The organism is Croceitalea sp. MTPC6 (assembly GCF_036985525.1).
Lineage (GTDB): Bacteria > Bacteroidota > Bacteroidia > Flavobacteriales > Flavobacteriaceae > Croceitalea.
This window is the reverse complement of sequence record NZ_BTGR01000004.1, coordinates 88,724-110,380: the sequence shown is the minus strand read 5'-3', so window position 1 is coordinate 110,380 and position 21,657 is coordinate 88,724. Positions and strand designations below refer to the sequence as shown.

Here is a 21,657-nt window from a genome sequence, read left to right as displayed (position 1 = left end):
ACCTATGGAAAATTCAAAAGAAATGAGAACATGGTTAGATGATATGGCTTTACCACATCCTTTGGTTATTGCAGGACCATGTAGTGCAGAAACGGAAGGTCAAGTGCTTAAAATCGCACATGAGCTTAAAGATACCGATGTAAATTATTATCGTGCAGGTATCTGGAAGCCTAGGACCAGACCAGGAAATTTTGAGGGTGTTGGTGCCATAGGTTTAAAATGGCTACAGAAAGTAAAAGAAGAAACTGGATTAAAAACTGCTACTGAAGTTGCTAACAAAGCTCATGTAGAGTTAGCTCTTGAGCATGATATTGACTTGTTGTGGATTGGAGCACGTTCTACGGTCAGTCCCTTCATAATGCAGGATTTAGCCGATGCTCTGGAAGGAACTGATAAAATCGTTTTGGTAAAAAACCCAGTAAATCCAGATTTGGCATTATGGCTGGGAGGAATAGAGCGATTACATACTGCGGGCATTAAAAAGTTGGGGGCTATACACAGGGGTTTTTCAACCTATCAAAAAACAAAATATCGTAATATTCCAGAGTGGCAATTGGCAATTGAATTTCAGAATAGATTCCCGGATTTACCATTGATTAATGACCCATCTCACATTACAGGAAAAAGGGATATGATTTTTGATGTTTCTCAAACCGCATTGGATTTAAATTTTGATGGGTTGATGATTGAAACCCATACAGACCCGGATAATGCCTGGAGTGATGCTGCACAGCAGGTAACACCTAAACGATTGGTACAGATTATGCAAGATTTAAAAATTAGAAAAGAAACAGATGAGGAAGCTGAGTACAATACCAAACTTAGTAATCTAAGGGCCCAAATAGATGTTATAGACAATCAATTAATTGAAACTCTTGGCGAAAGAATGAAAGTGTCTGATGGTATTGGGAAGCTTAAAAAGCAAAAGAACGTTGCAGTTTTACAAACCAATAGATGGAATGCTATTCTGGGTAAAATGATTCTAGAAGGAGAGTCAAAGGGATTAAGCGAAGAATTTGTGCTTAGAATGTTCAAGGCAATTCACCAAGAATCTATTAATCATCAAGAAAAGATTATTAAGGCATAGTATTATTTTATTAAAATATGACTAAATAAAAAAGCCCCAATTTTAAATTGGGGCTTTTTTATTTGGAAAAAGAAATCTTACTTTTTAAAGATATATCTCGTAATAAAAATACCTTTACCATCACCCTTGCCACCTTCACTTTCAACGGCACTGGTAACGAATGCAAGTTCCCAACCATTGGCAACCATATCATTGATCATAGATGTTAACAAAGCATCATTGGCAGCAATATTCTGAAAACGAATACCGCCAATATTGTAGAAGTTCAATAATTTGGTTTCCTCAAAATTCTTAACTCTAATCTCACCTCTTTTTGATTTGTTTCTCGTGTTGTCTTCATCAGTTTGTACACTAGTGTATTCACGATAGTCTTTATCTTCAAGGGCATTGACAATTCTTGATCTACCTAACCCATTGGGAACAATAGATTCTACACTGGTAATAACTTTAAATTGTTGAGCATTCATTTCAAAAGTTGAAGCCAAAGCGATAAAGGCAATAAAAAGTACTTTTTTCATAATTGATTTGTTTTTGTTGATTATGACTTATCAAGTTTAATACCATTTTTTAAGAAAAGAAAATTGTTTCTTTGTTATTCTATGAATTGTTATCAACATGCCTCTTAATGAAGGGAATCGTTTATAAATCTACAGGAAGTTGGTACACCGTTAAATCGGAAGAAGGCAACTTTTACGATTGTCGTATAAAAGGTAAATTTCGAATTAAGGGAATAAAGAGTACCAATCCAATAGCTGTTGGGGATATTGTATTGTTTGAGTTGGAAAAAAAGGGGGACGAAACTATTGGTATTATTCATGAAATTAAGGAAAGAAAGAATTACATTATCCGAAAATCGGTCAATCTTTCTAAACAGACCCACATTATTGCAGTTAATCTTGACCAAGTTTTTTTAATGGTCACTTTAAATAACCCAACTACTTTTAGCAGTTTTATAGATCGTTTTTTAGTAACTGCTGAAGCCTATGAAATCCCTGCAATTTTACTATTCAACAAAATAGACTCTTATGATAATAAAGAAAAAGAGGAAGTAGATTATTTATTACAACTCTATAAGGATATTGGTTACCAATGTATTGAAATTTCAGCTAAAAATGGAATTAATGTAGATTTGGTAAAAGAATTGATGAAAGATAAAATAAGTATGTTTTCAGGTCACTCTGGAGTGGGAAAATCCACTTTAGTGAATGCTTTGGAGCGTGGACTGGCATTGAAAACTGCAGAAATCTCCGAGCAGCATCTGCAAGGGCAGCACACGACTACATTTGCAGAAATGTACGACCTTTCCTTTGGGGCTAAAATTATCGATACACCGGGTATCCGTGGTTTTGGAATTGTAGATATGGAAAAGGACGAAATAGGGGATTATTTTCCAGAATTTTTTGAACTAAAATCCGAATGCAAGTTCAATAACTGTATGCATTTAGATGAACCTAAATGTGCTGTTAAAAAAGCACTTGAAAATAATCAAGCTTCTTGGAGCAGATACCGCAGTTATGTTCAGATGGTAAACGGAGAAGATGAGAATTACAGAGTAGATATTTATAAGGAACAATAATGCGTGCAGTTGTACAAAGAGTGTCTAGAGCCAGTGTTACTGTAGATGGCAATTTAATTTCAAAGATTTATAAAGGACTCTTGGTTTTAGTTGGTATTGAAGATTTAGATAGCACTGAAGACATTGTTTGGCTTTCAAGAAAGATTGTAAACCTTAGGATATTTAATGATGAGGAAGGTGTAATGAACAAATCCCTTCATGAGATTGATGGAGAAGCAATTATTGTAAGTCAATTTACTTTGCATGCTTCTACAAAAAAAGGGAACAGGCCTTCATATTTAAAGGCTTCAAAACCAAAAATTGCTATTCCATTGTATGAAGAATTTGTAAATCAATTTGAACAAGAATTGGGTAAAAAAGTTGGGACAGGTATTTTTGGTGCTGATATGAAGGTGGAATTATTGAATGATGGTCCAATTACTATCGCAATTGATACTAAAAACAAAGAATAATGAACATACAAGACTCCCAAAAAGCTGTTGATGATTGGATTAAGAACCATGGAGTGCGATACTTCAACGAGTTGACCAACATGGCACAATTAACTGAAGAGGTTGGTGAAGTTGCACGAATTATTGCGCGTCGTTATGGGGAACAAAGTGAGAAAGAATCTGATAAGGGTAAAGATTTGGGCGAAGAGTTGGCAGATGTTTTATTTGTGGTATTATGTTTGGCCAACCAAACCGGCATAGATTTACAACAAGCTTTTGATAAAAAGTTAGATTTAAAAACAAAACGTGATCACGACCGTCATCAAAATAATCAAAAGCTCAAATAAAGTTATATTTGAGCTTTTATTTTCACCAATCTAAGTAGGCAATTTTGAAACTTCATCTTTCCGGTCCATCGGATATAGTATTAAATACTGAAATAAAAATAACGGGATCTAAAAGCGAAACCAATAGGTTGCTTTTGCTTCAAGCACTTTTTCAAAACATTACGATTGCTAATCTTTCCAATTCTGATGATGCCCAAGTGATGGAAAAAGGCCTTAAAATTTCTAAGGGAGAAGTAGATATTCACCATGCGGGCACAGCAATGCGTTTTCTTACTTCTTATTTTGCTATTAGTGAAGGAAAAGAGGTAATTTTGACCGGTTCTGACCGAATGAAGGAGCGACCCATAAAGGTATTGGTAGATGCGCTTATAAGTATGGGGGCGGATATTTCTTATGCTGGGAATGAAGGTTACCCACCATTAAAAATAAGGGGTAAAAATCTAGAGAAAAGTACGGTAAGTTTACCCGCCAACATTAGTAGTCAATATATTTCATCCCTAATTTTAGTTGCACCTAGTTTAGAAAAGGGGTTAGAAATCGAGTTAGTAGGTAAAATTACTTCGGTGCCTTATATCAAAATGACCTTAGCTTTATTAAAAGAAGTAGGTATAGATTCTGATTTTGTAGGGAATAGTATTAGAGTGTATCCAATGGAAAAAGTAGCTGCTAAGGACTTGGTAGTGGAATCAGATTGGAGTGCTGCAAGTTATTTTTATAGTATTGTAGCACTCTCAGGAGTAGGAAGTGAGATTAAACTTTCCAGTTACAAAAAGAGCTCTTTACAAGGGGACAGCATACTATCTAAGATTTATGAAGCTTTTGGTGTAAAAACTACTTTTCTAGAAAATTCAATACTACTAAAAAAGGAGGATGAACTAAAACCTAAGACTTTCAGCTTAAACCTTAGAAATGCTCCAGATATAGCACAGACTATTGCGGTAACCTGTTTGGGCTTGGGAATGGACTGTCATTTGACAGGCTTACATACTTTGCCTATAAAAGAGACCGATAGATTGGCAGCTATGAAAATAGAATTGGAAAAACTAGGTGCTGAGGTTGCGATTACTTCGGAAAGCCTCACACTTATGACTTGTAAAGTCCTTAAAAAGGATATAGCAATAGATACTTATAATGACCATAGAATGGCAATGGCTTTTGCTCCAATAGCATTTAAAACAGATTTATTTATCAATGATGCAGGTGTAGTTTCAAAATCATATCCAGATTTTTGGAAGGATATGAAAACTATTGGAATTACAGTAAATAAGGTCTAATTCCGAATTAATTGTAGAATTGCTTGACAACCCCTATCCCAAGATTGTATATTTGCCATCTTTGAAAAAAACCAAATAGATTCCATGAAATTATCAAACTTCAATTTTGAGCTTCCAAAAGAATTATTAGCAGAATATCCCGCAGAAAATAGGGATGAATCTAAATTGATGGTCATTCATCGGGAAACCGGAAAGATTGAACACAAAATGTTCAAAGACATGATTGACTATTTTGATGAAGGAGATGTAATGGTACTGAATAACACCAAAGTGTTTCCTGCTAGATTATACGGTAATAAGGAGAAGACAGGTGCACGTATTGAGGTTTTTTTACTTCGTGAATTAAATGAGGAGCAACGTCTTTGGGATGTTTTGGTCGATCCCGCTAGAAAAATAAGAATTGGTAATAAATTATACTTTGGAGAGGACGAAAGCTTGGTGGCCGAAGTAATTGATAATACTACTTCTAGAGGTCGTACACTTCGTTTTTTGTATGACGGTTCATATTTAGATTTTAGAAGAAAATTGAGGCAGTTGGGAGAAACACCATTGCCAAAGTACATAAAAAGGGATGTTACTCCAGAGGATGAAAGTCGTTACCAGACCATTTATGCAAAGCATGAAGGCGCAGTAGCAGCACCCACTGCCGGTCTACATTTCTCTAAGCACCTTTTAAAAAGATTGGAGATAAAAGGACTTGATTTTGCCGAAGTTACTTTGCACGTAGGATTGGGTACGTTTAACCCAGTAGAGGTTGAGGATTTGTCCAAACACAAAATGGACAGCGAAGAATTGGTGATTGATGAAAAAGCTACTGATATTGTAAATAATGCAAAACTCGAAAAGAGACGTATTTGTGCTGTAGGTACTACCGTTATGCGTGGATTGGAAAGTGCAGTATCTTCTGACCATATGTTGAATACATTTGAAGGATGGACGAACAAATTTATTTTCCCTCCCTATGATTTTAGTATTGCCAATTGTATGGTTACCAATTTTCATTTGCCAAAATCAACTTTATTGATGATGGTCTCAGCGTTTATGGGCCATGATTTAATGAAAAAAGCATACAAACAGGCAATTTTGGAACAATACCGTTTTTATTCTTACGGGGATGCGATGTTGATTCTCTAAAAAAAATTCATTCCCACAAAAGTGGGAATCTAGAAAATCCCGATGTAGTCGGGATTTTTCATTTCCTACCTTTGTTACAGTGAAGCAAGAAAAAAAAGACATACGATCGTTGACCAAAGATCAACTTAGAGATTTTTTTGTTTCTCAAGGAAATCAAGCTTTTAGGGGCAACCAAGTCTATGAATGGCTTTGGCAAAAAGCTGCACATTCCTTTGATGTAATGACTAATATTTCAAAGGAGACAAGGGATATGCTTGAATCTAATTTTGTGATCAACCACATCAAGGTAGACCAAATGCAGCGCAGTAATGATGGTACTATTAAAAACGCTGTACGTCTTCATGATGGTTTAATAGTGGAATCAGTTTTGATTCCTACCGCCACTCGAACCACAGCATGTGTATCAAGTCAGGTAGGTTGCAGTTTGGATTGTAAGTTTTGTGCAACTGCAAAGTTAAAGCGAATGCGAAACTTAAATCCTGATGAAATTTATGACCAAGTTGTCGCTATAGATAATGAAAGCAGATTATATTTTGACAGACCGCTGAGCAATATTGTTTTCATGGGAATGGGAGAACCATTGATGAATTACAATAACGTACTTAAGTCCATTGAAAAAATAACCTCCAAAGAAGGTTTGGGAATGTCTCCAAAGCGTATAACGGTTTCAACTTCCGGAGTCCCAAAAATGATTAAGAAAATGGCAGATGATGGAGTTAAATTTAACCTGGCAGTATCACTCCATTCCGCCATAGATGAGGTGCGTACTTCCATAATGCCTTTTAATGAAACCTTCCCTTTAAAAGATTTAAGAGCTTCTTTGGAACATTGGTATGCCAAAACCAAAAATCGTATTACCTATGAGTACGTGGTTTGGGAAGGAATTAATGATTCGAAAAAAGATGTGGATGCGTTGGTCAAATTTTGCCGTTTTGCACCTTCCAAAGTGAATATTATCGAGTATAACCCCATAGATGACGGAGAATTTCAACAGGCCTCAAACAAAGCTATAGAGCTATATAAAAAAACTTTAGAAGCAAATGGAATTACTGTGACCGTACGCCATTCTAGAGGTAAAGATATTGATGCTGCTTGCGGGCAGCTGGCTAACAAAACATGAGTTAGAGTATAACCTTAACATGTTTCCTCATACGCGAATGATGATCAAATTCATCTTCCATGCTGTACGCACATACTAACCACGTCTTTTCTCCTTCTTTAAGATTAAAATGATAGTCGTCTGCATTGTTTGTAGGAATGGAAAATTTGACTTTGGTCTTACCATTGATTTCTTCACCAGAAAAATTTATGATTCTTGATTTTGAACCCAACTCTTCGACCGGTTTAGGATTCCCAGCACTAACTACATAAAAATCTTCTGCAAGAACACCATTTTTAGTAACATTAATCATGTACAGATTTGCACCAATAATATTATCCTCAGAATTTATTCCAATAGCAATCCAACCATCGTCTGGAGCCGTAGCAGTAAATTCAATAATGTCTTTGTTAATCTCCCAACTAATATCCATCTGTTCAACTTTAATATGGTTAGGCGCTTTCTGATTTATGCCAAACAAACAAATAACAACCAAAAGGATTATTTTATTCCACATAATTTATTCTTTTAAGTAGACTTATTTTACTCTAATCTAAATTATGGCCATGAATTTTGGTCATAACATCTCGTTAAAAATGGTATATGTAACTATATTTGAGTGTTAATGAAAATTGTAGCACAAATACGTGAGCCCATAGAGGAGGAAATGGAACTTTTTGAGGAGAAGTTTCGCAATTCTATGTCTTCTAAAGTAGCACTTTTCAATCGCATTACTTATTACATCGTAAACAGAAAAGGGAAGCAAATGCGACCTATGTTCGTTTTTTTAACTGCCAAGCTTTTAAACAAAGGAAAAGTTGAAGAACGAACCTATACAGGCGCATCTATCATAGAACTTATTCACACGGCAAGTTTGGTGCATGACGATGTAGTGGATGATAGCAACAAACGTCGCGGATTTTTTTCTATAAATGCGCTTTGGAAGAATAAGATTGCCGTTTTGGTTGGAGATTATCTTTTTTCAAAGGGATTATTGGTGGCTCTCGAAAAAGGGGACTATGATTTATTACAGATTATTTCCAACTCAGTAAAAGAGATGAGCGAAGGCGAATTGTTGCAAATCGAGAAGGCGAGACGGTTGGATATTACCGAGGAGGTCTATTACGATATTATCAGACAGAAAACAGCCACTTTAATTGCAGCTTGTTGTAGTATGGGAGCGGCTTCGGTAAAACCAGATTCCGAAGAAGTTGCTGTTTTTAGAAAATTTGGACAGTTATGTGGAATGGCATTTCAAATAAAAGACGATTTATTTGATTACGGGAGTGAAAGAATTGGAAAACCGACCGGTATAGACATTAAAGAACAAAAGATGACCTTACCGCTTATTTATGCTTTGAACAACAGCTCAAAGGAGAAAAAAAGATGGCTCATCAACTCCATTAAAAACCACAATAAAGATAAAAAGCGTGTAAAGGAAGTTATTGCTTATGTAAAGGGAAAAGGGGGATTGGATTACGCTGTTGCCAAAATGCTTGAATTTAAGGACGAAGCACTGGCTTTACTCAACAACTATGATGATTCTGAATACAAAGCTGCACTTACTCTTATGGTCAATTATGTAGTTGACCGAAAAAAATAATATTTCCAGACAACCTTTTTTATTTTCCTCTCGTCTATATTTATAGAAGGGTGCATTAGAGTGCCAATAACAAACCGAGAACATTGAAGATTATTTCATTTTATTCGAATGAAAAGCAATTGATAAAAAAAGCAATTGCTAGTAACAGAGAGGCACAACGCACTATTTATGAGAAGTTTGCGCCAAAAATGTTGAGTGTTTGCCGCCAATACATTAAGGACATTCATTTTGCTGAAGATGTAATGGTTAATGGGTTTGTAAAGGTCTTTAAAAACCTTGAAGCGTTTGAACATCGAGGAAGTTTTGAAGGATGGATTCGCAAAATAATGGTTCGTGAAAGCATCTCATACCTCCGAAAAAAAACAGTTTGTTGTTTTTGACGATGAGGTTTTTGAAAATAAAGAACGAATTCTAGAGGAAACTACTTCAGTAATAGACGTTGAACAAGTACAGCAATTGATAGATGCGCTGCCAGAAGGATATAAAATGGTTTTTGTCCTTTATGCAGTTGAAGGATACAAACATCATGAAATAGCAAAGATGTTGGGAATAAGCGAAGGTACTTCCAAATCGCAATTATTTAAGGCGAGGAAAATGCTTCAGGAGAATTTAAAATTAAAAGGAATAACAAAAAAAGCATCACATTGAGATGTCACACTGAGCCTATCGAAGTGTTAAAAACAGAGTATGGAAAAGTTAGAAAAACATATAAAGGAAAAGCTAGAAGAGCGAAAGATTTCTCCAAGTAATGAAGCTTGGCAGCAAATAGAATCTTCCCTGGGTGCTCAAGCTGAAAAGAAGCGCAAAGGCACTTATTGGTATGCTATAGCAGCAAGTATAGTGGGTCTTTTGGTTATTTCAGTAATGTATTTCAATAATCAAAAGGCAATTGAAATTGTGGATATCGAGAATACTCAGGAAAATGACTTAAAAAGCATAGAAAAAGCAGGTGTTATTGAGTCGAGTAAAAAAGAGAATATTCCTCAAGTTGATAAAGAAACTCATGTAGTGAACTCTGAAACCAACTTTGTTAAAGAGAAAGCTATTAAAGATGAAAAAAGACTAATAGCGGCGATACCTAAATCTAAAGAAAAAAGTACTCTTAAAGATAGTTTTGTGACTACTAAAGCAGAGAATTTGATTATTGATAAAAAAGTAGAGGAGGTCCTCGCAACCGTAATCAATTTGGAGAGTACGGCCAACCAAGTCACCGATGCTGAAATTGATTCCCTTTTGAGGACAGCACAGCAAGAAGTTTTAAAAGAACGCCTGTTTCAGGAAGACGGTAAAGTGGATGCGACAGCATTACTTAATGAAGTTGAAACTGAGATAGATCAATCTTTTAGAAACAAAATCTTTGAAAAATTAAAACAAGGCTTTATTAAGGCACGCACAGCCGTAGCCGACCGTAATAACTAAATATTCATCAATCATTAATTGGCCTGTACTTGACCCCTTCTTTTACGAGGGGGCAGGGCAAGGCTTGTAAAAATCAAAATCATCATGAAAAAAATTACAACAATTCTAGTAGGTTTAGTACTATTGTTTTTAACTCAGAATATAGTAGCGCAAAACGACAACTATCACAAGAAAATCGAGACTCTAAAAAAACAAAAAGAGAAAATCACACAACAGGAGAAAAAAGCTTTAAGGTTAGAGGTTGAAGAAATAAACAAACGTGTTGAGCGTGGTTCCATCTCCAGTTCTGAGGCGGAAACCTTAAAAGCGGAAGTTGCTAAAAAAAGAGCGCTGAACATTGATAATAGATTAGCGATAATTGATAATAGAATTGCATTATTGGAAAGAAATGATGGACTTATTTTGAATGATATGGGTGAGGATGCAAATGTAGAAGACCAGGTAAGAATAGGTATAGACGTTAATGGAAAACCCTTTGAAGAAATCTTTTTTAGCACTAAAAACTGGAGACGTGAACTTAAATATGACCGCAGGACGTACTCAGATTTGGTAATGGCAATTGGGCTAAACAATGCGTTGATTGATGGGCAATCCCTAGATGATTCTCCTTACAAAATTGGAGGCAGTCGATTTTTTGAGTTAGGAATACAATGGAGAACACGTGTATTTAAAAATTCAAATTTTATGCGATTAAATTATGGATTTTCATTTCAGTTCAATGGTTTAAAACCAAATGACAATCAATTTTTTGTGGAAAATGGGGACCAAACAGAACTACAGGAGTTTGATGTGCAATTGAGAAAATCAAAATTGCGAATGGATAATTTGGTTTTTCCAGTCCATTTTGAGTTTGGTCCTTCAAAATTTAGGGAAACAGAAAAAACCATACGATATTCAATTCACAAGCAGTTTAGATTTGGTATTGGTGCTTACGGAGGATTTAATATTGGTACACGCCAAAAGTTAAAATATGATTTTAACGGAGAACGTGTAAAATACAAGTTCAAGCGTGATTATAATACTAGTGATTTAATTTATGGCTTGAGTACTTACATGGGAGTTGGCGGAACATTACTTTATGTGAAGTATGATTTAAATCCAATATTTAAAGATGCAGCTATAGACCAGCATAATATCTCCCTGGGACTTCGATTTGATTTATAATTAGTTCGAGATTTCCTCAATCATCTCTGGACTAAATTCCTGCTTATAATAAACACGCTTACAATGGGAACATTCTGCATAGTGGGATGTTCCTATTTTAAATAATGGTATCCAGAACAAATGAAAATAATTGGCTTGTGCAATTACATTTATTGTTCCTATTTGAGAACAGTATGGGCAAGCGGTATTTTTTAATTTCTGGATAGTTTGTTTACCTGTTTTTGTTCCGAAGAAAAGAATCATTTATCTTAAGAGATTTTACTTCTAAATGTAATAATTTTAGAGGCTATATTTTTAGTGCGAAAACATGATTTCAAAAACTACCATAGACCAAGTGTATGAGACTGCTCGTGTAGAGGAGGTTATTGGTGATTTTGTAAATCTTAAAAAGTCGGGGACTAATTTTAAGGGTTTAAGTCCATTTTCAGATGAGCGTACACCTAGTTTCATGGTAAGTCCAGTGAAACAAATTTGGAAAGATTTCAGTAGTGGTAAAGGTGGTAATGTGGTTGCTTTTTTAATGGAGCATGAGCATTTTACTTATCCAGAGGCTATAAAATATCTCGCCAAAAAGTATAATATTGAAATTGAAGAAACCGAACAAACTGATGAGCAGAAAGAGCAGGCAAATGAACGCGAAAGTATGTTCTTGGTCTCAGAATATGCCAGTAAATATTTTATAGAGACGCTCTGGGAAACAGAACCAGGAAAAGCAATAGGGCTTACTTATTTTAAAGAACGCGGGTTTACAGATGACACTATTAAAAAGTTTGGCTTGGGTTATAACCCAAACGAGTGGGAGGCTTTTACAAAAAATGCATTGGATAACGGTTATCAACTAGAGTTTTTAAAAAAAACGGGACTTACCATTGTAAAGGAACAAACCGCAGGAGAAAGTAAAAAGTTTGACCGTTTTAAGGGAAGGGTCATGTTTCCTATTCATTCGATGAGCGGTCGTGTTCTTGGTTTTGGGGGTAGAATACTGACAAATGATAAAAAGGCCGCTAAATATCTAAACTCCCCAGAGAGTGATATTTACCACAAGAGCAAAGTCCTTTATGGAATCTATTATGCTAAACAAGCAATAGCCAAGAATGACAACTGTTTCTTAGTAGAGGGTTATACAGATGTTATCCAAATGCATCAGCGTGGTATAGAGAATGTAGTTTCCTCGAGCGGTACAGCATTGACTCCTGAACAGATTAGATTGATCAATAGATTAACAAAAAACATTACTGTTCTGTTTGATGGTGATGCAGCTGGATTAAGGGCTTCGCTACGGGGTATAGATTTAATTTTGGAACAGGGGATGAATGTTAAGGTATGTTCATTTCCAGAAGGTGAAGACCCGGATAGTTTTGCCAAGAATAATGCCTATGAAGACGTTGTACTTTATTTAGAGGAGAATGCCAAAGACTTCATACAGTTTAAAACATCACTCCTTGCTGAAGAAGCTGCAAACGACCCTATAAAGAGAGCAGAAACCGTTAGGGATATTGTAAACAGTATTTCTAAAATTCCTGATCAAATCCAGAAGGAAATCTATATCCAGGAATGCGCTAAGATTATGCAGATTTCAGAGGAAGTACTTTACAATACTTTAGCTCAAATAGGTAAAAAAGGAGCTGCGGATGCCACAAAAAAATTAAGGCTGGAACAAAAAGCTTTTGAAGTGGTCAAAAATGACCAAGTTGTAGAAAAGGTTGATGTTCAATATGAGTTAGAAAGAAAAATAATAGAGATGCTCTTGTTATATGGGAACCAAAAACAAGAGTTTGAAGATTTAGTGTTAAAGGAGAACGAGGAAGGGGATTTGATTTTGGCTCCAGAGGTAATTGAAGCCAAAGTATATGAAAAAGTATACTTAGACCTTCAGGAAGATGAGATAGAATTGACCAACGAAAGCTTTAGAACCATATACTATAAGTTGATAGAAGGATTAAATGAAAACGAGGATTTCTCTATCAACTCTTTTTTAAATGTATTAGATCAAGATTTTGTTGGGGAAGTCTCTTCTATTTTAATGGAAGAAGAGAAATATGTATTACATGATTGGGAGCGTAAGGATATCTATCCCAAAGAAAAAGAACATGGGGTAGCTCAACTAGTGGGTGAAACCATACTTACATTAAGATGTAATCTAATTAAAAGCAGAATTGCAAAACTCCAAGAAGATACGAATGGGGAAAGAGAAGATAATTCTGAAACTTTAGAAGAAATAATGAATTACCTACAATTGAATAAATTGTTAAATGCTAAATTGAACAGGGTACTTTCCTGAAAAAGAAAAACCCCAGAATTTTGGGGTTTTCATTAATTTTAAATTGTTTTCTAGTACAATTCCAAAGCTTTTGCTTGTTGTAGAAGATCAACTAGGTTGTCAACATTCAATTTTCGCATTAATCTTGCTTTGTAAGTACTAACCGTTTTTTCGTTAAGGTTTAAACCTTCTGCAACTTCTTTATTGCGTTTTCCGCTAGCAAGAAGTTTTAATACCTCTATCTCTCTAGTAGATAGTTTTCTAAAGAATCTTCGCGGTTTTTGAGAACCTTCGTCGAATGCCAAGCGTTGTGCTAGTTCATTGGTAATGAACATATTACCTTCACTAACTTTTTTTATGGCGGCAACTATATATTCAAGATCAGCAGCTTTTGATAAATAACCATAAGCACCTGCACGAATACTACTTAGCGCATACACGTCTTCAGATTGGCCACTGTACATAAGTACTTTAGCTTCTGGGAATTCTTGCTTCATTTTTCTAAGAGTAGCAATACCATTTATATCTGGAATATCCATCTCCAGCATCACTACATCCGGGGAAACTTTTTCTAAAGTTTCAAAAAGTTCAGATGTAGAGGACACATCGGCAACCACATCAAAACCAGAAGCTGTTTCAAGAACATGTTTTACTCCTAGTCTTACTACAGGATGATTGTCTGCAATTAAAACTTTAATCATTATTAATAGGTTTTAAAATCCATTAAATCTGTTTCGTAAATAATCCCTTACAATTACGGAAGGGCAATATAACTAAATTTATTGGACAAATATGCCTTTTTTTTATTAAAACCCTAATTTTTTAGGGTTTTTATTCGTCTTATTACAATGATTTATAGTTGAGTGGTAGGTTTTAACGTTTCTGGCACCTCACAAACTGGTATAGGAATCATCTTATGTTGGTTGGCAGAATTTAATTTTTTATAGATTTTAAAGACTACTTTTTCTCTATCAGAAAAGTCATCTTCTGTTTTTCCTTGGTCATCCATGGCCATTGCCCATTCCAATTCTGGATAACTAGCTCCAATTTGGTCTTCATCGGTTCTACTATCCCCCCAAAGACCATCCGTAGGTGCGGCATCAATAATTTCTTGGTTAACACCCAATGCTTTAGCTACTTGGTAAACTTCAGACTTGAGCAAATCTGCAATAGGGCTTAAATCCACGCCTCCGTCACCATACTTGGTATAAAATCCAACACCAAAATCCTCTACTTTGTTACCTGTCCCGGCAACTAAATATCCTTTTAAAGCAGCAAAATAGTATAGAGATGTCATTCGCAATCTTGCCCGGGTATTAGCTAAAGACATAAAACGCTGCTCCTCGTTCTCTACTTTCGGGAAAGCAGTAACCAAACTATCAAAAACTGGGGTAAGTTCCACTTTTTGTCTATTTACGTTCGTAAAGTTTTTCATTAGCCAGTCTATATGATTATCGGCTCGAGTAACTTGGTTGCTCCCTTGGTGAATAGGCATTTCCAGGCACAACAAATCAAGACCGGTTTTTGCGCAAAGTGTAGATGTCACAGCAGAATCAATACCACCTGAAACCCCAATCACAAAACCTTTACATTTTGCATTGATAGCATATTCCTTTAGCCAATTAACAATATATTCTATTACCTTTTCAGTTTGCATAGTTCTCTATTAAAGTCAAAAATTTACCTTTGTGCCTTGTAAAATTAAACCCTGAAGGGCAAAAAATGAAGTTGATGCAAAAATACTTTTCCATTTTAATGTGTATTTGTCTATTTCTATCCTGTAAAGAGGAGGATAAGACAGCAGAAGCTATTGATAAAATACAAGTTGATTTAGATATTATACGTTTTGATAGGCTTTTTGCGGAAGCATCGGCAAATGATATTCCAGAACTTAAAGCAGATTACCCCTATTTGTTTCCTGAACAGTATGCGGATAGCATCTGGATAGCGAAACTAACAGATACCCTTCAAGTGGAACTAGAAGATGAAGTGGATAAGGTTTTTAAAGATTTTGATAATGAATCAGAACAAATAGAATCCTTATTTAAACACATCAAATATTACTTTCCAGTTTTCAAAGAACCAAAAGTAATTACAGTAATTTCTGAAGTTAATTATAATGATAGAACTATTCTGGCGGACTCCTTGTTGTTTTTAGGCTTGGATAATTATTTAGGAAGGGAACATCATTTTTATGCGGGACTGCCAAATTATGTGGCCAAAGGCTTGGATAAAGCGTATTTAGGCTCCAACATAGCTAGTACATTTGCCAAAAAAGTAAATAGATACCCAAGAAACCGAAGCTTTTTATCCCGTATGGTATACTATGGTAAGGAACTATATTTAATTGATAAGCTATTGCCCAGTAATGAAGATTATCAAATAATTGGATATACCCAGGAAGAGATGGATTGGGCCAATGCCAATGAAGAACAGATTTGGAGGTATTTCATTGAGCAAGAATTACTATATAGTACAGATGTCAAGTTAGACCAACGGTTTTTAGACCCTGCACCATTTTCCAAATTTGGTCTGGAATTGGATAGTGAATCGCCAGGTAGGTTAGGACGTTATGTAGGTTGGCAAATAGTACAGGCTTTTGCGGAGAAAAATCCTAAAATAACCCTTCAGCAGATTTTGGATTTACCTGCAGACGAAATTTTTAAAAAATCAAATTACAAACCAAAAAGATAATGGCGGTAGCACATACTTCGGAGATAAAATTAAAAGTTGGATTGGATGAAAACCGAATTCCTGAAGAACTCACCTGGTCCGCAGAGGACGGTGGAATTGATAATGAAACCGCAAAAGCAATGATGCTTTCGGTATGGGACAGTAAAAATCAAGAGTCCTTAAAAATCGACTTGTGGACAAAAGATATGCCCGTAGACGAGATGAAAACCTTCTTTCACCAAACCTTGGTAACGATGGCGGATACTTTTATGAAGGCTACCCAAGATGAAAAGATGACGGCAACCATGAAAGATTTCTGCGACTATTTTGCTGAAAAATTGGAATTGAAAGGGTGATGCTTATTTCTTGTAGCGGTAGTGTCCAATAATTTTATAATCAAACAAACAATCTTGTAGCACTTGTCCGGCACCAATATTATGGACAATCAAGTTTCGGCTATCGCTTGACTTTTTATCACTTACGATACCTATATGCGTAATTGCACCACCAAGGTTCCAACAAACAATATCCCCTGGATGGTAGTCTTGCGCTTTATTGGAAATAGATTTTACTTCACCAAAACGTTCAAAAAATACCATAAGATTTGGAACCCGCCTATGGTCTATGTTTTTGTCGGTATTTCGTAAACCCCAAATTTTTGGATATTTAGAAAAGTTTGCGAGCATATCTTCATGCACTTCTTTCTGTAAATCAATGTTTAATTTTCGGTAAGCTCTTATAATTACATCGGTACATACTCCTTTGTCTTTTGGAACATCACCATTTGGGTAGGAGATTGAAAAATAACTTGGGTCATATTTTACATTATCCTTAGTAAGTGTTAGGGCAGAATCTGCCAGTTTTTGATAAAAACTTTCTTGAGCATTTAAACCAGAAAAACTCAAGAAAATGGCAAGTATACTGATGAGGTGATTTCTCATACTATAAAGGTTCATTTCCTTTGTTAAATTGTCTTTTATGTTCGCCTTTTAATTCTAAATCATTTTCAATTTTAGTTTTGGTGGGCCTAAGGATAAAAAGATAGATAAGCAAGACCCCTCCGACTGTTAAATATAAAAGGTTACCTGTTTGGCTAAACCAGACAATATTAAGAAAAGCGGGTCCTTCTATTAAAGCATATTGAATAAGCGAAGCCGATTGTAGTCCGGCTAATTTATCTCGCAGCTGTTCTTTTTGTTTTAAAGGATTTAAAAATAAACGATAGAGTACTTTACTGGCAAAAATTCCTGCTAGTGCAATCATGGGAAAAATATAAATAAAGATATCATTTGTATTTCCGCTGGTATTTATCTCTGTATTTAGATAGAAAAAAGCCCCTGTTAAAAGTGGTCCTGCCAATAGGGCTAAATGGATTATTGAAATGGTTTTGACTATTTTGTTGGGTGTTGTTGTCATTATTTTTATTAGAAGTTAATTTATGGAAACTGAATCAGCTGATTTTTAGGGATTTTGTTCTAAAGCATTATTTAGCTGATTCACAAACTCAATCTTATTATCAACATGGAGCACCAAAACCTTAAAATTTCTTTTTATTCCATACAATCCAGTAAGTGTATGTTCTTTTTTCAGCCTGATCATTACATTATGACTTTCCAGTTCACCTAGAAAAGAAAGCTTTCTTGTTTCTCTATCTAATTTAATACCCTTTGTGAATAATTCTACAGAATCAATTGCTTTTATAGGTACTACGGATTCATTCATAATCCCATAGCGTAAATAAAGCGTATTGTTTTCAATTAAAATTGGCCTTTTTAGCATTGACTTTAAGAATCCAAATAACTGAATAGCTGTATAAATACTTAGGATACTTAATATCCATGCTGCAATTGCACTCCATTTTGCAAGTAGTATGTGTAAGACTACCGTTTCAACTCCAATTATGAATATGATTGCTACCAGTAAGGATATGGTTCCACTGTTTTTATGATAAGAGTATTCACCTGGCTTTAATACGCTTTTTCTCCAATTAATAAACCCATAGTAAAAAACTGCTACTTCTGTAGCAAAAGGAATAACAAGTTTTTTAGGAAGAATTTCGGAGCAAGTATCTTTCAATATAGTATAAAAGTCTAGCGATTTATTGTGTAGTCTTTTATAGGTCTTTATGGCCTTTCGGATCTTAAGTATGATAAAGAATAGGATAGAAAGTTCAATAATAGGTAAAGCCCAGTTTTTAAATACCTCCAAATAGGTTTGACTTTCCTTTGGTAAAAAATAGGATCCCACTAGCAGTCCAACTAACATTACTGGAATTACTGTTGTTTTTGGGATTTTAGATTTGTGAATGAGTAGAAAATAAACAAAGGGAACCGTTAAAAGTAAATCCGCTGTTATGGCAAAACTTAGTGTATCATTTCCATTTAAAAATGAAGACTTTATTACTAAGATTAGGATTCCTAATAGTAAAAGGGGAATTCCAAAATTGATAAGGTTACGGTTTAATGGTAATACTTTGTTCATTTCGTTTTTTTATCATAACGCCGCAGGCATATTCGACGGTCTCGGCTATGAGTAGTTGCGTGGTTTAGTACTTAACTTTGAAAGTAAACACCAAACTGAAAATCCGCGAGGATTTTCAGAAGTAGGCGAAAGCAAGCAATTACTTATAGCCAATGTTGTATATAATGCTTTATTTTTTTTCAATAACAGAGTCAATCCATTCGTTTGCGGTTGAAACTCTTGCTAAAGCCATTACTGACCCATATTTTATTTGTCGATTTAACGCTCCAGAAACTATTCCAACCAGATGCGTTTCGCCATCTTCTTCTATGAAAATTCCTCCTCCGCTATCTCCTTTTGAGCCTCCAATTTCTAATTCCAGTGGAATAGGTGAACCAAAGTGATTGGATTCAGGGTTATCCGGATTATCAAAGTCACAAACCATTACGTCTGTGCTGAACTTTCTATTCTCGAATGTTCCGCCAATAGCATCTATGACGTTTTGACCTCCAAGTTTTTCTTGTTTTCTCGGGTTGTCCATTCCATCTTTTCCGTTACCTATGTATCCATATCCAACTTTGGTTATGGTTTGTCCAAGTTCCTCGTGTCCATAATAGCGTTTAGCTGGAATAATGTCCAAAACGGGTTTGTCCAGTTCTATTAATGCCATATCCCATCCATTCCATTGTGCTTCTTCAGAACCAGGTTTTAATTTGGGATGTTTAATTATTCGCTTAGTTTTATAAAAATTATCTCCAAATTTCCAGAAAGATGTGTCCTGTACAAAGTGAGATGCAGTCAAAACCCATTTGGACGAAATTAAAATTCCAACTGCATAATCATTACTTTCTATGGATTCAGAATAGCGACCAACACAGTCAAATTCTGGTTTATTTCCTAATTCAATATATTTTTTGGTGTCTTTGTCGTGTCTTATAATTCCAAAGAGTTCTAAACTATCTTTCGGAAAAGTAAATGCGGTCAGTGTGAGAATAGGTATTAAAATCAAGAATTTTTTCATAGTTAGATTTAAAAGTGATTGATGAAATTATGACGATTGATTTTCTTATTTGTTACATTTTCAGCATTGTATACAACACTTAAATAAGTCTGTAAAATACAGATTTATACATCTAATATAGCATGTAATAGCTGTATTTTTATATCATGAAAAAGAAAGTTCCCAAAGAAATCGTTTTTGTCTACAATGCCAATTCAGGGGCAAAAAATGCCGTGATGGATAGTATGCGCAAAGTATTTAGTCCATCCACTTATGATTGTAAACTATGTGACATAACTTATGGTGTAGTTTCAGAGAATAGAACTTGGAAAAGGTTTAGGCAAAATAGCAGAGATAAAATGGTGTTTCTCCACAAAGATGAATTTGCTAAAAAATATGCCAGTAAGTTTGGGTATAAATTTGAATTTCCAATTGTGCTTATTGTAGGGGAAAGGGGATTAGAGCTATTAATTTCCAACAAAGAGCTAAATGAACTTAAGACCGCTCACGGATTAATTGGACTGCTTAAAGAACGCACCTAACTTTTCTGCTGCTCAAAAAAGCCCTTATTAATATCCTCAATATAGTCCAGCAATTCTTCTTTGCCTGTCTTATTTGCAGAGGAGGTTACAAAATGTGGAGGTGCTTCTTCCCAAGCTGTTTCCAATAGCTTATTTAAATAGCTGTCCACATGATTGGTGATTGCTCCTGGTTTTAACTTATCTGCTTTGGTAAAGATTATGGCAAAAGGAATACCATTGGAGCCCAACCACTCCATAAATTCCATATCAATGGGTTGAGGTTCATGACGAATATCCACTAGAACAAAAGAGCATACCAATTGTTTGCGTTTTTCAAAATACTCGGTAATATACTTTTGAAATATCTTTTTGTCTTTTTTGGAAACCCGTGCATAACCATAGCCAGGCAAATCCACCAAAAACCAATTTTGATTTATTTTAAAGTGATTGATGAGCTGTGTTTTTCCTGGGCGACCAGATGTTTTTGCCAAGCTCTTCCTGTCAACCAACATATTGATTAATGAAGACTTACCTACATTGGAACGGCCTATAAAAGCATACTCTGGTAAAGGTTCGTTTGGGCATTTGGCCACATCTGAATTGCTCATTACAAATTCGGCCGAAGTAATTTTCATTGTACTAGAAGTTTCGCTTGGTAAGCCAAGCATCTAAAATAGCATTGAACTCTTTGGGGTGTTCCATCATTGGAGCATGACCACATTTTTCAATCCAAAAAAGGTCAGAATCTGGTAAAAGCTCATGAAACTCTTTTGCAACTTTCGGAGGTGTTACATTATCATTTTCGCCCCAAATAATACATGTGGGAGTATTCATTTTTGGTAAATCTTTAGACATGTTATGGCGAATGGCACTTTTGGCAATAGCCAATGTCTTTACCAATTTCATACGGTCATTGACCGTTTCAAAAACCTCATCTACGATTTCTTTTGTGGCAACTGCAGGGTCGTAAAAAACATCCTGTGCTTTCTTTTTAATGAACTCGTAATCTCCTCTTTTGGGATATCCATCGCCCATTGCACTTTCATAAAGCCCCGAACTTCCGGTGATGACCAAAGCTTTTACCATTTCTGGAAACATCTTGGTGTGTAGTAACCCAATGTGTCCCCCTAGGGAGTTGCCCAGTAGAATTACATCTTTTAAACCTTTGTATTCTATAAAACCTTCTAAAAATTTGGCAAAATTTTTGACCGTAGTTTTCAGCATTGGCATATCATAGATTGGTAGCTCAGGCACTAAAACCTTATATCCTTTTTTTGGAAAATAATCGGTAACACCATGGAAGTTACTCAAGCCGCCCATTAATCCATGTAGGATAATTATAGGGGTTCCTTCGCCAATCTCAATATACTTGTATTTGCCTTCAGAAATAATTTGGTCTTCCATCTAAGTTAGTTGGTCAAGAAGGGCAAATATAGTTAATTCAATACAATACCTATTCCCACAAACAATATCTAGCAGATTGAATTTTCACCATTAAAAAGCACTAATTGACGAGCTAGGTGGTAATTCTTACCCAAAATCTTATTTTTGGTGGTAAAATATCCCAAAATCTCTTATATTTTTATTAACAATTGTATTTTCGTGGTAA

25 protein-coding genes and 1 pseudogene are annotated in these 21,657 nt (G+C 35.3%); 15 read left to right on the top strand and 11 right to left on the bottom strand.

Annotated elements, in window-relative coordinates; translation table 11 throughout:
- Positions 1 to 4 precede the first annotated feature (4 nt).
- Complete coding sequence (locus AACP56_RS09470; protein ID WP_339337347.1) at positions 5 to 1,087, top strand: bifunctional 3-deoxy-7-phosphoheptulonate synthase/chorismate mutase type II; 1,083 nt, start codon at positions 5 to 7, stop codon at positions 1,085 to 1,087.
- A gap of 77 nt (positions 1,088 to 1,164) precedes the next feature.
- Here AACP56_RS09470 and AACP56_RS09465 read toward each other — a convergent pair whose 3' ends face one another.
- Positions 1,165 to 1,605: a hypothetical protein gene (locus tag AACP56_RS09465; RefSeq protein WP_339337348.1), complete on the bottom strand. Its 441-nt coding sequence runs from the start codon at positions 1,603 to 1,605 to the stop codon at positions 1,165 to 1,167.
- 107 nt (positions 1,606 to 1,712) lie between these two features.
- Between AACP56_RS09465 and rsgA the strand changes: the two genes are divergently transcribed.
- The 6 genes from rsgA (at position 1,713) to rlmN (ending at position 6,969) form a co-directional block, all read left to right on the top strand.
- Positions 1,713 to 2,663: a ribosome small subunit-dependent GTPase A gene (gene rsgA, locus AACP56_RS09460; RefSeq protein WP_339337349.1), complete on the top strand. Its 951-nt coding sequence runs from the start codon at positions 1,713 to 1,715 to the stop codon at positions 2,661 to 2,663.
- Entirely contained in the window at positions 2,663 to 3,115 is a 453-nt protein-coding gene (gene dtd / locus AACP56_RS09455; protein WP_339337350.1) for a D-aminoacyl-tRNA deacylase, read from the top strand. The genes rsgA and dtd overlap by 1 nt, the downstream gene beginning before the upstream one ends.
- On the top strand, positions 3,115 to 3,441 hold the full coding sequence (locus AACP56_RS09450) for a nucleotide pyrophosphohydrolase (protein WP_339337351.1): 327 nt from the start codon (positions 3,115 to 3,117) through the stop codon (positions 3,439 to 3,441). The genes dtd and AACP56_RS09450 overlap by 1 nt, the downstream gene beginning before the upstream one ends.
- A gap of 44 nt (positions 3,442 to 3,485) precedes the next feature.
- Positions 3,486 to 4,715 carry a 3-phosphoshikimate 1-carboxyvinyltransferase gene (locus AACP56_RS09445; RefSeq protein ID WP_339337352.1) on the top strand — a complete coding sequence of 410 codons (1,230 nt, stop codon included), beginning with the start codon at positions 3,486 to 3,488 and terminating at the stop codon, positions 4,713 to 4,715.
- Between the two features lie 84 nt (positions 4,716 to 4,799).
- Positions 4,800 to 5,849, top strand: a complete 1,050-nt coding sequence (gene queA, locus AACP56_RS09440; protein ID WP_339337353.1) for a tRNA preQ1(34) S-adenosylmethionine ribosyltransferase-isomerase QueA — start codon at positions 4,800 to 4,802, stop codon at positions 5,847 to 5,849.
- A gap of 79 nt (positions 5,850 to 5,928) precedes the next feature.
- Positions 5,929 to 6,969, top strand: a complete 1,041-nt coding sequence (gene rlmN, locus AACP56_RS09435; RefSeq protein ID WP_339337354.1) for a 23S rRNA (adenine(2503)-C(2))-methyltransferase RlmN — start codon at positions 5,929 to 5,931, stop codon at positions 6,967 to 6,969.
- 1 nt (position 6,970) lies between these two features.
- Here the strand turns inward: rlmN and AACP56_RS09430 are convergent, their stop codons facing one another.
- Positions 6,971 to 7,465, bottom strand: a complete 495-nt coding sequence (locus tag AACP56_RS09430) for a DOMON domain-containing protein (RefSeq protein ID WP_339337355.1) — start codon at positions 7,463 to 7,465, stop codon at positions 6,971 to 6,973.
- 108 nt (positions 7,466 to 7,573) lie between these two features.
- Between AACP56_RS09430 and AACP56_RS09425 the strand changes: the two genes are divergently transcribed.
- The 4 genes and pseudogenes from AACP56_RS09425 to AACP56_RS09410 all read left to right on the top strand — a co-directional run bounded on the left by AACP56_RS09425 (position 7,574) and on the right by AACP56_RS09410 (position 11,134).
- A complete protein-coding gene (locus AACP56_RS09425; RefSeq protein ID WP_339337356.1) occupies positions 7,574 to 8,551 on the top strand; it encodes a polyprenyl synthetase family protein in 978 nt (325 codons plus the stop codon).
- 83 nt (positions 8,552 to 8,634) lie between these two features.
- Positions 8,635 to 9,199 (top strand): annotated as a pseudogene (locus tag AACP56_RS09420) (RNA polymerase sigma factor).
- A gap of 39 nt (positions 9,200 to 9,238) precedes the next feature.
- Positions 9,239 to 9,970 (top strand): hypothetical protein, encoded by a 732-nt coding sequence (locus AACP56_RS09415; protein ID WP_339337358.1) that lies wholly within the window; start codon positions 9,239 to 9,241, stop codon positions 9,968 to 9,970.
- 84 nt (positions 9,971 to 10,054) lie between these two features.
- Positions 10,055 to 11,134, top strand: coding sequence for a hypothetical protein (locus AACP56_RS09410; protein WP_339337359.1), 1,080 nt, complete (start codon positions 10,055 to 10,057; stop codon positions 11,132 to 11,134).
- Here the strand turns inward: AACP56_RS09410 and AACP56_RS09405 are convergent, their stop codons facing one another.
- Entirely contained in the window at positions 11,135 to 11,377 is a 243-nt protein-coding gene (locus tag AACP56_RS09405) for a zinc-ribbon domain-containing protein (RefSeq protein WP_339337360.1), read from the bottom strand.
- A gap of 64 nt (positions 11,378 to 11,441) precedes the next feature.
- On the opposite strand from AACP56_RS09405, the gene dnaG reads away from it, so the two are divergent.
- Positions 11,442 to 13,415 (top strand): DNA primase, encoded by a 1,974-nt coding sequence (gene dnaG / locus AACP56_RS09400; protein WP_339337361.1) that lies wholly within the window; start codon positions 11,442 to 11,444, stop codon positions 13,413 to 13,415.
- 50 nt (positions 13,416 to 13,465) lie between these two features.
- On the opposite strand, the gene AACP56_RS09395 is transcribed toward dnaG, so the two are convergent.
- A complete protein-coding gene (locus tag AACP56_RS09395) occupies positions 13,466 to 14,095 on the bottom strand; it encodes a response regulator transcription factor (RefSeq protein ID WP_339337362.1) in 630 nt (209 codons plus the stop codon).
- Between the two features lie 152 nt (positions 14,096 to 14,247).
- Positions 14,248 to 15,051, bottom strand: coding sequence for an NAD(+) synthase (gene nadE / locus AACP56_RS09390; protein WP_339337363.1), 804 nt, complete (start codon positions 15,049 to 15,051; stop codon positions 14,248 to 14,250).
- Between the two features lie 65 nt (positions 15,052 to 15,116).
- On the opposite strand from nadE, the gene gldB reads away from it, so the two are divergent.
- Together gldB and gldC are read left to right on the top strand one after the other, a co-directional pair.
- The gene (gldB, locus tag AACP56_RS09385) at positions 15,117 to 16,088 is read left to right on the top strand and encodes a gliding motility lipoprotein GldB (RefSeq protein ID WP_445227704.1); all 972 of its coding nucleotides are present in this window, start codon (positions 15,117 to 15,119) and stop codon (positions 16,086 to 16,088) included.
- On the top strand, positions 16,088 to 16,423 hold the full coding sequence (gldC, locus tag AACP56_RS09380; RefSeq protein WP_339337365.1) for a gliding motility protein GldC: 336 nt from the start codon (positions 16,088 to 16,090) through the stop codon (positions 16,421 to 16,423). Before gldB ends, gldC begins: the two co-directional genes overlap by 1 nt.
- 3 nt (positions 16,424 to 16,426) lie before the next feature.
- Here gldC and AACP56_RS09375 read toward each other — a convergent pair whose 3' ends face one another.
- The 4 genes from AACP56_RS09375 to AACP56_RS09360 all read right to left on the bottom strand — a co-directional run bounded on the left by AACP56_RS09375 (position 16,427) and on the right by AACP56_RS09360 (position 19,548).
- A complete protein-coding gene (locus AACP56_RS09375) occupies positions 16,427 to 17,008 on the bottom strand; it encodes a DUF1287 domain-containing protein (protein WP_339337366.1) in 582 nt (193 codons plus the stop codon).
- A 1-nt stretch (position 17,009) separates the two neighbouring features.
- Positions 17,010 to 17,483 (bottom strand): hypothetical protein, encoded by a 474-nt coding sequence (locus AACP56_RS09370; protein ID WP_339337367.1) that lies wholly within the window; start codon positions 17,481 to 17,483, stop codon positions 17,010 to 17,012.
- Between the two features lie 45 nt (positions 17,484 to 17,528).
- Positions 17,529 to 18,548: a hypothetical protein gene (locus AACP56_RS09365; protein WP_339337368.1), complete on the bottom strand. Its 1,020-nt coding sequence runs from the start codon at positions 18,546 to 18,548 to the stop codon at positions 17,529 to 17,531.
- A gap of 169 nt (positions 18,549 to 18,717) precedes the next feature.
- A complete protein-coding gene (locus tag AACP56_RS09360; RefSeq protein ID WP_339337369.1) occupies positions 18,718 to 19,548 on the bottom strand; it encodes a trypsin-like serine protease in 831 nt (276 codons plus the stop codon).
- A gap of 146 nt (positions 19,549 to 19,694) precedes the next feature.
- On the opposite strand from AACP56_RS09360, the gene AACP56_RS09355 reads away from it, so the two are divergent.
- Entirely contained in the window at positions 19,695 to 20,069 is a 375-nt protein-coding gene (locus AACP56_RS09355; RefSeq protein ID WP_339337370.1) for a GTPase, read from the top strand.
- Here AACP56_RS09355 and yihA read toward each other — a convergent pair.
- Positions 20,066 to 20,683 (bottom strand): ribosome biogenesis GTP-binding protein YihA/YsxC, encoded by a 618-nt coding sequence (gene yihA / locus AACP56_RS09350; protein ID WP_339337371.1) that lies wholly within the window; start codon positions 20,681 to 20,683, stop codon positions 20,066 to 20,068. The genes AACP56_RS09355 and yihA overlap by 4 nt on opposite strands.
- Before the next feature lie 4 nt (positions 20,684 to 20,687).
- Entirely contained in the window at positions 20,688 to 21,452 is a 765-nt protein-coding gene (locus AACP56_RS09345; protein ID WP_339337372.1) for an alpha/beta fold hydrolase, read from the bottom strand.
- Positions 21,453 to 21,657: the final 205 nt, after the last annotated feature.

Excerpts from the sequence above, each read along its gene's own strand:
- AACP56_RS09375 (WP_339337366.1), bottom strand. The coding sequence starts at position 17,008 with ATGAGAAATCACCTCATCAGTATACTTGCCATTTTCTTGAGTTTTTCT.
- AACP56_RS09415 (WP_339337358.1), top strand. The coding sequence starts at position 9,239 with ATGGAAAAGTTAGAAAAACATATAAAGGAAAAGCTAGAAGAGCGAAAG.
- AACP56_RS09410 (WP_339337359.1), top strand. The coding sequence starts at position 10,055 with ATGAAAAAAATTACAACAATTCTAGTAGGTTTAGTACTATTGTTTTTA.
- rsgA (WP_339337349.1), top strand. The coding sequence starts at position 1,713 with ATGAAGGGAATCGTTTATAAATCTACAGGAAGTTGGTACACCGTTAAA.
- yihA (WP_339337371.1), bottom strand. The coding sequence starts at position 20,683 with ATGAAAATTACTTCGGCCGAATTTGTAATGAGCAATTCAGATGTGGCC.
- queA (WP_339337353.1), top strand. The coding sequence starts at position 4,800 with ATGAAATTATCAAACTTCAATTTTGAGCTTCCAAAAGAATTATTAGCA.
- AACP56_RS09450 (WP_339337351.1), top strand. The coding sequence starts at position 3,115 with ATGAACATACAAGACTCCCAAAAAGCTGTTGATGATTGGATTAAGAAC.
- nadE (WP_339337363.1), bottom strand. The coding sequence starts at position 15,051 with ATGCAAACTGAAAAGGTAATAGAATATATTGTTAATTGGCTAAAGGAA.
- AACP56_RS09365 (WP_339337368.1), bottom strand. The coding sequence starts at position 18,548 with ATGAACAAAGTATTACCATTAAACCGTAACCTTATCAATTTTGGAATT.
- AACP56_RS09360 (WP_339337369.1), bottom strand. The coding sequence starts at position 19,548 with ATGAAAAAATTCTTGATTTTAATACCTATTCTCACACTGACCGCATTT.
- AACP56_RS09425 (WP_339337356.1), top strand. The coding sequence starts at position 7,574 with ATGAAAATTGTAGCACAAATACGTGAGCCCATAGAGGAGGAAATGGAA.
- AACP56_RS09395 (WP_339337362.1), bottom strand. The coding sequence starts at position 14,095 with ATGATTAAAGTTTTAATTGCAGACAATCATCCTGTAGTAAGACTAGGA.
- AACP56_RS09345 (WP_339337372.1), bottom strand. The coding sequence starts at position 21,452 with ATGGAAGACCAAATTATTTCTGAAGGCAAATACAAGTATATTGAGATT.
- AACP56_RS09470 (WP_339337347.1), top strand. The coding sequence starts at position 5 with ATGGAAAATTCAAAAGAAATGAGAACATGGTTAGATGATATGGCTTTA.
- AACP56_RS09405 (WP_339337360.1), bottom strand. The coding sequence starts at position 11,377 with ATGATTCTTTTCTTCGGAACAAAAACAGGTAAACAAACTATCCAGAAA.
- AACP56_RS09465 (WP_339337348.1), bottom strand. The coding sequence starts at position 1,605 with ATGAAAAAAGTACTTTTTATTGCCTTTATCGCTTTGGCTTCAACTTTT.
- gldC (WP_339337365.1), top strand. The coding sequence starts at position 16,088 with ATGGCGGTAGCACATACTTCGGAGATAAAATTAAAAGTTGGATTGGAT.
- gldB (WP_445227704.1), top strand. The coding sequence starts at position 15,117 with ATGAAGTTGATGCAAAAATACTTTTCCATTTTAATGTGTATTTGTCTA.
- dtd (WP_339337350.1), top strand. The coding sequence starts at position 2,663 with ATGCGTGCAGTTGTACAAAGAGTGTCTAGAGCCAGTGTTACTGTAGAT.
- dnaG (WP_339337361.1), top strand. The coding sequence starts at position 11,442 with ATGATTTCAAAAACTACCATAGACCAAGTGTATGAGACTGCTCGTGTA.
- AACP56_RS09355 (WP_339337370.1), top strand. The coding sequence starts at position 19,695 with ATGAAAAAGAAAGTTCCCAAAGAAATCGTTTTTGTCTACAATGCCAAT.
- AACP56_RS09370 (WP_339337367.1), bottom strand. The coding sequence starts at position 17,483 with ATGACAACAACACCCAACAAAATAGTCAAAACCATTTCAATAATCCAT.
- AACP56_RS09430 (WP_339337355.1), bottom strand. The coding sequence starts at position 7,465 with ATGTGGAATAAAATAATCCTTTTGGTTGTTATTTGTTTGTTTGGCATA.